Annotated in this window: 10 protein-coding genes and 1 pseudogene; 2 read left to right on the top strand and 9 right to left on the bottom strand. The window is 71.3% G+C overall.

Features of this window, described 5'->3' with window-relative positions; genetic code table 11:
* The 6 genes and pseudogenes from FE811_RS28510 to FE811_RS24970 form a co-directional block, all read right to left on the bottom strand.
* On the bottom strand, nt 1–161 hold a 161-nt coding region (locus FE811_RS28510), incomplete at its 3' end, for an MOFRL family protein (protein ID WP_305034201.1).
* Nucleotides 162–452: 291 nt separating this feature from the next.
* Nucleotides 453–897, bottom strand: a pseudogene (locus FE811_RS28505) (DUF4147 domain-containing protein); the annotation flags it as partial.
* 133 nt (nt 898–1,030) lie between these two features.
* Nucleotides 1,031–1,981: a D-glycerate dehydrogenase gene (locus tag FE811_RS24985; protein WP_116222934.1), complete on the bottom strand. Its 951-nt coding sequence runs from the start codon at nt 1,979–1,981 to the stop codon at nt 1,031–1,033.
* Nucleotides 1,981–2,322 carry a tRNA-binding protein gene (locus FE811_RS24980; protein ID WP_072460949.1) on the bottom strand — a complete coding sequence of 114 codons (342 nt, stop codon included), beginning with the start codon at nt 2,320–2,322 and terminating at the stop codon, nt 1,981–1,983. The genes FE811_RS24985 and FE811_RS24980 overlap by 1 nt, the downstream gene beginning before the upstream one ends.
* Entirely contained in the window at nt 2,319–3,122 is an 804-nt protein-coding gene (proC, locus tag FE811_RS24975) for a pyrroline-5-carboxylate reductase (protein ID WP_116222935.1), read from the bottom strand. The genes FE811_RS24980 and proC overlap by 4 nt, the downstream gene beginning before the upstream one ends.
* Nucleotides 3,123–3,160: 38 nt before the next feature.
* Nucleotides 3,161–3,661: a YbjN domain-containing protein gene (locus tag FE811_RS24970; RefSeq protein WP_036751324.1), complete on the bottom strand. Its 501-nt coding sequence runs from the start codon at nt 3,659–3,661 to the stop codon at nt 3,161–3,163.
* A 224-nt stretch (nt 3,662–3,885) separates the two neighbouring features.
* Between FE811_RS24970 and cobD the strand changes: the two genes are divergently transcribed.
* On the top strand, nt 3,886–4,863 hold the full coding sequence (gene cobD, locus FE811_RS24965) for a threonine-phosphate decarboxylase CobD (RefSeq protein ID WP_036751326.1): 978 nt from the start codon (nt 3,886–3,888) through the stop codon (nt 4,861–4,863).
* Here cobD and FE811_RS24960 read toward each other — a convergent pair.
* Genes FE811_RS24960 through FE811_RS24950 form a run of 3 tightly spaced genes read right to left on the bottom strand, consistent with a single transcriptional unit; the run spans nt 4,847 to nt 6,675 of the window.
* Entirely contained in the window at nt 4,847–5,890 is a 1,044-nt protein-coding gene (locus FE811_RS24960) for a 5-(carboxyamino)imidazole ribonucleotide synthase (protein WP_116222936.1), read from the bottom strand. The two genes, cobD and FE811_RS24960, sit on opposite strands and share 17 nt — an antisense overlap.
* Nucleotides 5,883–6,404 carry a 5-(carboxyamino)imidazole ribonucleotide mutase gene (gene purE / locus FE811_RS24955; protein WP_116222937.1) on the bottom strand — a complete coding sequence of 174 codons (522 nt, stop codon included), beginning with the start codon at nt 6,402–6,404 and terminating at the stop codon, nt 5,883–5,885. The genes FE811_RS24960 and purE overlap by 8 nt, the downstream gene beginning before the upstream one ends.
* Nucleotides 6,405–6,456: 52 nt before the next feature.
* Nucleotides 6,457–6,675 (bottom strand): YdcH family protein, encoded by a 219-nt coding sequence (locus FE811_RS24950; RefSeq protein WP_036751331.1) that lies wholly within the window; start codon nt 6,673–6,675, stop codon nt 6,457–6,459.
* A 163-nt stretch (nt 6,676–6,838) separates the two neighbouring features.
* Between FE811_RS24950 and FE811_RS24945 the strand changes: the two genes are divergently transcribed.
* Nucleotides 6,839–7,358 (top strand): hypothetical protein (locus FE811_RS24945; RefSeq protein WP_140849224.1); only part of this gene is annotated, 520 nt, incomplete at its 3' end.

The following is a 7,358-nucleotide window of genomic DNA, read 5'->3' as shown; positions in this document are numbered from 1 at the left end:
ATCGCGGCCGGCGTGCCGGCGCCGACCAGCCCGCCCGCCGCCTCGCCCGGACCGTCGCGCCCGTCGCTGCCGACCGCGGCAAAGGCCCAGCCGAAATTCACCGGCTGCGCCTCGGCCAGCAGCGCAAGCCGCAGGGCCAGTTCCTGGTTGCGCCCGCCCATGCCGTCGCCGACCAGCCTGACCGTGGTCTCGCCGCCGAAGGCCAGCGCTTGGCCCGGCCGCAACCCCGGCGCCAGGGCCCAGATCGCCCGCGCGCAATCCTGCACGTCGCCCGCAAGCGGCAAGGGCGCCGGATCGGCCCCGGCCGCGACCATGGCCGCGACCAAAAGCGCGTTCGAGCCGATGAGGATGTTGCGGGCCGGCGGCAGGGCGCGGCGGTCCTCGGGCTGCCGCAGCACCGCCCGCGCCACCTCGGGCAACCGCTCCCAGATGCCCAGCCTGCGCGCCAGGTCGGCGGCCTCGGCCCGCGTGCCGACCGGCGCCACCGTCGGCCCCGAGGCGATCACCTGCAGGTCGTCCCCCGGAACGTCGGACAGGATCAGCGCCGCGACCGGCGCCCGCGACAGCCGCCGCCCTTCAGCCGCGACAGCCCCTGCCGGATCAGGTTGACCTGCGCAATATCGGCGCCCGAGGCCAAGAGCAGCCGGTTCACCGCCTGCTTGTCGGCCAGCGTCAAGCCGGCAGCATGGCCGAGCCCCCGCCCGAGATCAGCGCCAGCACCCGGTCCTGCGGCCGGGCCGAGGAAAGCCGGGCGATCACCGCCTCGGCCGCCGCCACGCCATCGGCATCGGGCTGCGGATGGCCCGCACGCATGACCCGCGCCCCGGCCAGCGCCGCGTCGTTGCCGGCATTGGTCACCGCCAGCGCCTCGGCGCCCGGCAGCGCCGCCTGGGTCATGGCGCGGGCGGCCTTGCCGACGGCGATCACCCGCCAGCGCCCGCCCGGTCCCGGCGGATCGGCCAGCACCCCGGCCATGGCCCNGCGGCGATGCCGGCGCGAACCAGCACCATGGCGCGCACGCCTGGCGCCATCAGTTCACCCGGTCGGGCAACGCCTGCCCCTCGGCAAAGGCGACCAGGTTGTTCAGCGCCCGCATCGCCATGGCGGTGCGCACCTCCTCGGCCGCGGTGCCCAGATGCGGCAACAGGGTCACGTTCTCCATGGCGCAAAGCGCGGGCGCCACCTTCGGCTCGAACTCGTAGACGTCGAGCCCGGCCCCGGCGATCCGGCCCTGCGCCAGGGCCTCGACCAGCGCCGCCTCCTCGACCACGTCGCCGCGGGCGATATTGACCAGGTATGAGCGCGGCCCCAGCCGCTCCAGCTCATGCGCGCCGATCATGTGCCGGGTCTCGGCCCCGCCCGGCACGGCGACGACGGCGAAATCCGACTGCGCCAGCAGTTCGTCCAGGTCGGCCACCTGCCGGGCCGGGAAGTCCAGCGACGAGACCACCGAGCGGTTGTGGAACAGCACCTCCATGCCGAAGCCGAAATGGCAGCGCCGGGCGATGGCCTTGCCGATGCGGCCCATGCCGATGATGCCGACGGTGCAGCCGGTGACATGGCGGCCCAGCAGCTGCGTCGGCTCCCAGCCGGTCCATGCGCCGCGGCGCAACAGCCGCTCGCCCTCGCCCGCCCGGCGCGCGGTCATCAGGATCAGGGTCAGGGCGATGTCCGCCGTGGCCTCGGTCACGGCATCCGGGGTGTTGGTCACGGCGATGCCGGCCGCCGCGGCCGCCGCCACGTCGATATGATTGTAGCCGGCGCCGAAATTCGCCAGCAGGCGGCAGCGCGGCCGGGCCTGGAAGGCCTCGGCGGTGAAGCGGTCGCCCAAGGTCGGCATGATCGCGTCGTAATCGGCCAGGGCCTGCGCCGCCTCCTCGACGCTCAAGCCGTCCCGGCGGTCCAGGATCTCGGTCTCGAACCGGGCTGACAGCGCATGTTCCGCCGCCTGCGTCATGCGACGCGTCACCAGAAGCTTCATCAATACATCCTCCCCCCGTCCGGCACCTCGCGTTCGGGACCGATCAGCACCACCTCGCCATCGGCGTCGGGCAGGCCCAGCACCAGCACCTCGGACATGAAGGGGCCGATCTGACGGGGCGGGAAATTCACCACCGCCAGCACCTGCCGGCCGATCAGTTCCTCGGGCGCATAATGCCGGGTGATCTGGGCCGAACTCTTGCGGGCGCCGATCTCGGGCCCGAAATCCAGCCACAGCTTGAAGGCCGGGCGCCGCGCCTCGGGGAATGGCTCGGCACGGGTGATGCGGCCGACGCGGATCTCGACCTTTTCGAAATCCGCCCAGGCGATCTGGCCGCTCATCGGCCCAGCTCCCGCCCCCGCTCGGCTGCCGCGGCGACGGTGCGGCGCATCAGCGGCGGCAGGCCGGTCTCGGGGTCCATCAGCTCGCGAAGCCCCGCCGCCGTGGTCCCGCCGGGCGAGGTCACGGCCTCGCGCAGCCTGGCCGGATCCTCGTCCTCATGCACGGCCAGCGCGCCCGCCCCGGCCACGGTCGCCCGCGCCAGTTCCAGCGCCAGCGCCGGCGAAAGCCCCTCGGCCGCGCCCGCCGCGGCCATGGCCTCGATCATGTGAAACACATAGGCGGGCCCCGAGCCGGAAAGCGCCGTCACCGCATCCATCTGATCCTCGCCCTCCAGCCGCACCACGCGGCCGACGGCGGACAGCAGCGCCTCGGCCAAGGCCATCTCGGCCTCGCCGGCCCTGGCGTTGCCGATGACGGCGGTGATGCCCTGGCCGATGGCCGCCGGCGTGTTCGGCATGGCGCGCACGATCGGCGCCGCCGGAAAGGCCGCCTCATAGGCGCCCAGCGTCACCCCCGCCGCGACCGAGATGACCAGCGTCCCCGCCCCGACCGACAGCCGCGGCAGCACATCCGCCATCATCTGCGGCTTGACGGCGATCACCAGCACGGCGGGCGCCTCGGGCAATTCTCCGTTGATCCAAATACCCAGACCCGACAGCTCCGCCCGCGGCTGGGGGTCCACCACATGCACCGCCCGCGCCGCCAGCCCGTTCTTCAGCCAGCCGTCCAGCAGCGCGCCGCCCATGCGGCCGCAGCCGACCAGCACCAGCCCGCGCGCATTCAGATCCGAGAAATCCATGTCCTGCCCCCTGACTTGGCCCGCGCAAAGGCGGGAATTCAGGCGCGACCGTAGGCCTCGGACATGGCGATGTCCATGGCGGCCTCGGGCGTGGCGTCGCCCCAGCAGGCCAGCTGGAAACAAGGATAGAAACGCTCGCAGGCCAGGATGGCATTGCCGATCATCTGGTCGATCTGCTCGGGGCTGGCGATGGCGTCGCCCGAAAGCACCAGCCCATAGCGCCAGACCATCAGCCTCTGCGGCCCCCAGAAGGTGAAGCCGCCGTCCCAGACCTGGTCGTTGGCCAGGTTCAGGACCTCGTAGAGCGCCGGCAGCTTCTCGGCCGGAGGGTCCATGTCGAAGGTGCAGATCAGCCGCAGCACCTCTTCGCGCGGCGACCAGGCCAGCGTGATGGAATAGGTGCGCCATTGGCCCTCGACCGCCATGGCGATCTGGTCCTCGGCCAGACGGTCGAAATCCCATTCGTGATGCGCCGCGACGGTTTCCACGATGTCGATGGGATGGATGTCATCGCTATGGATGAAGTCCAGCTGTGCCATGTCCTGTCCCCCTGCCTGTCTGAGAGCGGGGCAAGGTCGAAACCCCAACCCTTGGTGGCCCAGACTACACCCGGCGTAGTTTCCGGGATGCGCCTACAACATATCGTGTGCCGGTTCCACGAGGGTGTAAAGCGAAAATTCCGTTACCGGATCGCGACAGCCAGGCTCCGCCGCTTGACCGCCGGCTTTCGTGCAGGTTCAAGGGCGGCCAGGGAGGATTGCCCATGCGCGACCACGGCGGCGACATCGACAAGGCGGCCAGCCGCTTCGGCCGGGCGGACTGGATCGACCTGTCCACGGGAATCAACCGCCGGCCCTGGCCAAACCCGGCAAGTTCGGCGGGGCCGCTTTCGGCCCATGCCCTGACCGCGCTGCCGACGGCCGCCGATACCGCCCGGCTTTGCGCCGCGGCCGCCGTCCGATTCGGCTGCCCGCCAGAGCAGATCCTGCCGCTGGCCGGCGCCTCGGCGGCGATCCAGCTTTTGCCGCATGTGCTGCCGGGGCGGCGCGCGGCGGTGCTGTCGCCGACCTATAACGAACATGCCGCCAGCCTGCGCGCCGCCGGCTGGGAGGTGGCCGAGCCCGCCGACCCGGCCGCGCTGGCCGGCGCCGATCTGGCGGTGATCGTGAACCCGAACAACCCGGACGGGCGCGAATTCCTGCCCGCGCAGGTCGCCGCCATCGCCGCGACGATCGGGCAACTGGTGGTGGACGAAAGCTTTGCCGATCCCCGTCCCGACCTGTCGGTGGCGGGCTCGCGGCCCGATAACGTCACCGTGCTGCGCAGCTTCGGCAAGTTCTGGGGCCTTGCCGGGCTGCGCCTGGGCTTTGCCATCGCCGCGCCCGAGACGCTTGCCCGCTTGGCCGAGCGCGCCGGCCCCTGGTCGGTCAGCGGCCCGGCGCTGGAGATCGGCACCCAGGCGCTGGCCGATGCGCCATGGATCGACGACACCGTGGTCTGGCTGTCCGAGGCCGCGCTGCACCTGGACCAGATCGTCACCCCGCATTGGCCGTTGGTCGGCGGCACGCATCTGTTCCGGCTCTACGACACCCCCGACGCGCCGGCCGCATGCGACCTGCTGGCCCGCGCCGGCATCTGGAGCCGCATCTTTCCCTGGCATCCGCACTGGATTCGCCTGGGCATTCCCGGCAATCGCGAGGAATTCGACCGCCTGGCCGGCGCCTTTACGGCAGCCGGTTGACATGCCCCATCTTGCGGCCGGGGCGCGCCTCGCCCTTGCCGTAAAGATGAAGCTGCACGCGCGGCTGCTTCAGCAGTTCCGGGATGCGCAGCACGTCGTCGCCGATCAGGTTCTCCATCTCGACATCGGCGTAACGCTGGCCGTCGCCCAGCGGCAGGCCGGCCACGGCGCGGATATGCTGCTCGAACTGGTCCACGGCGCAGCCCGCCTGCGTCCAATGCCCCGAGTTATGCACCCGCGGCGCGATCTCGTTCACCACCAGCCCGTCGCGGGTCACGAACAGTTCGACCCCCATGACGCCGATATAGTCCAGCGCATTGACGATGCGGCCCGCGACCAGCACCGCATCGGTCAAGAGGCCGGCCGGAAGGCCGCAGGGCACCGTAGTGGTGCGCAGGATGCCCTCGCGATGGACGTTCAGCCCCGGATCATAGGCCGCGACCTGCCCGTCGGCGCCGCGCGCGACGATGACGCTGATCTCGGCCGAGAAATCCACGAAGCCCTCCAGCACCGAGGGCGCGCCGGTCCAGTCCCGCTGCCCCGCATCGGAAAAGCGGATCTGCCCCTTGCCGTCATAGCCCAGCCGCCGGGTCTTGAGGATCGCGGGCGCACCCAGCGCCGCCAGCGCCTCGGGCAGGTCGGCCTCGGTCTCCACGCTGCGATAGGGGGCGGTGCGCAGGCCGATGCCGGCCAGGAAATCCTTTTCCGCCAGCCGGTCCTGCGACACGGCCAGCGCGCGGCGGTTCGGCCGGATCGGGCGCAGCGATTCCAGCAGGTCCAGCGCCGCCGTCGGCACGTTCTCGAATTCATAGGTGATGACGTCGACCGATTCGGCAAAGGCGCGCAACGCGGCCTCGTCCTCATAGGGCGCGGTGGTCAGACGATGCGCCGCGTCGCCCGCCGGCGCGGCGCCCGGCTCGTAGACATGGCAGCGATAGCCCAGCCGGCTGGCCGCGACCGAGAGCATGCGGCCCAGCTGGCCCCCGCCCAGGATGCCGATGGTGGCGCCGGGTTTCAGTTCACTCATCCTTCGGCTCCTCGGGGATGGAATCGGACAGCGCCTGGCGCCAGGCATCCAGCCGCACGGCCAGATCGGGATCGGACACCGCCAGGATGCCGGCCGCCATCAGCCCGGCATTGGCGGCACCCGCCGCGCCGATGGCCATGGTGGCGACCGGATAGCCCTTGGGCATCTGCAGGATGGAATAAAGCGAATCGACGCCCGACAGCGCCTTGGTCTGCACCGGCACGCCGATCACCGGCACCCGCGTCTTGCTGGCCATCATCCCCGGCAGATGCGCGGCCCCGCCGGCGCCGGCGATGATGACCTTGAGCCCGCGCGCCACCGCGGTCTTGCCATAGTCCCACAGCCGGTCCGGCGTGCGATGGGCGGAAACGATCCGCGCCTCGTAGGCGATGCCCAATTCGTCCAGGATGGCGGCGGCCTCGCGCATGGTCGGCCAGTCGGACTGGCTGCCCATGATGATTCCGACAGGTTTCCCGGCGGGTGTTTCGGCGGGCTTTTCGGCGGCTTTTTCCATGGCTCGACCCCCTTTTGCGCCCCGCCCTACAGCGCCGGGCGGGATCATGCAATCAGGCGATGATGTCGGGGGTCAGCTCGTCCTCGAGCCGGGCGATGCGGTCCTTCAGCGCCAGCTTCTGCTTTTTCAGCCGTTGCAGGGTCAGCGAATGGGTCAGGCTCTGGCTCGACAGCGCGGCGATCGCCTCGTCGAGATCCCGATGCTCGCGCCGCAGCACCTCCAGCTTGGCGCGGGTGATCTCTTCATGGGACATCTCATGTTGGGCGTTCATCTCGGGCCTCGGGCTGGATCGCCTTGGTTATAGCGCGGCCTCCGGGCGTTGTTAATGGTTTTGCGGGAACGCGTTAACGCGGACCGGCCGGTTCGGAAAAACGCTTGCCCCGAAGCGGCCTTCGGGCCGAAACTTGCAGCCGAACCCCATGCAGGAGAAGCCGATGCCCCGCACCGCCCCCCTCAGGCCCTGCGCCCTTGCGCTTGCGCTGCTGCTGGCCCCGCTTGCCCCGGCCCATGCGCAAGCCGAGGGCGAGCAGATGCAGCTTTGCGTCAACTCCTGCCTCTATCACTTCGGCCCCGCCTCGAACCCGCGCTATCACGCCTGCGTGGCCGAGCAATGCGAGCAGGCGGCACCCAGCCGCCAGCCCGCCCAGCCACCCAGCCAGGGCGCGGGCTGGCGCAATGGCACGGCCGATGGCGGCAGGACGCATTACGCCCGCGTGCAATCCGGGCGGTTGGCGCTGAGCTACATGTGCCAGCGCGGCAGCGAGGGGCTGGTCGCCGTCGAGGGCATGGCCGGCTCGCCCGGCTCGCTGGTGCTGCGCATCGACGGGCGGCGGATGGCGCAGCCCTTTGCCGCAAGCGGCGGCATGCGCGCGACCCAGGCGGCGCGCGGCTCGGCGATGCTCGCGGGGCTGCTGGGCGGCAGCGGGGTCGAGCTTGCGGACGACCGCGGCCGCG

The organism is Paracoccus sp. FO-3 (assembly GCF_006386455.1).
GTDB classification, from domain to species: Bacteria; Pseudomonadota; Alphaproteobacteria; order Rhodobacterales; family Rhodobacteraceae; genus Paracoccus; species Paracoccus versutus.
Note: the sequence above shows the minus strand (reverse complement) of the source record. Positions and strands in the feature narration are given on the sequence as shown.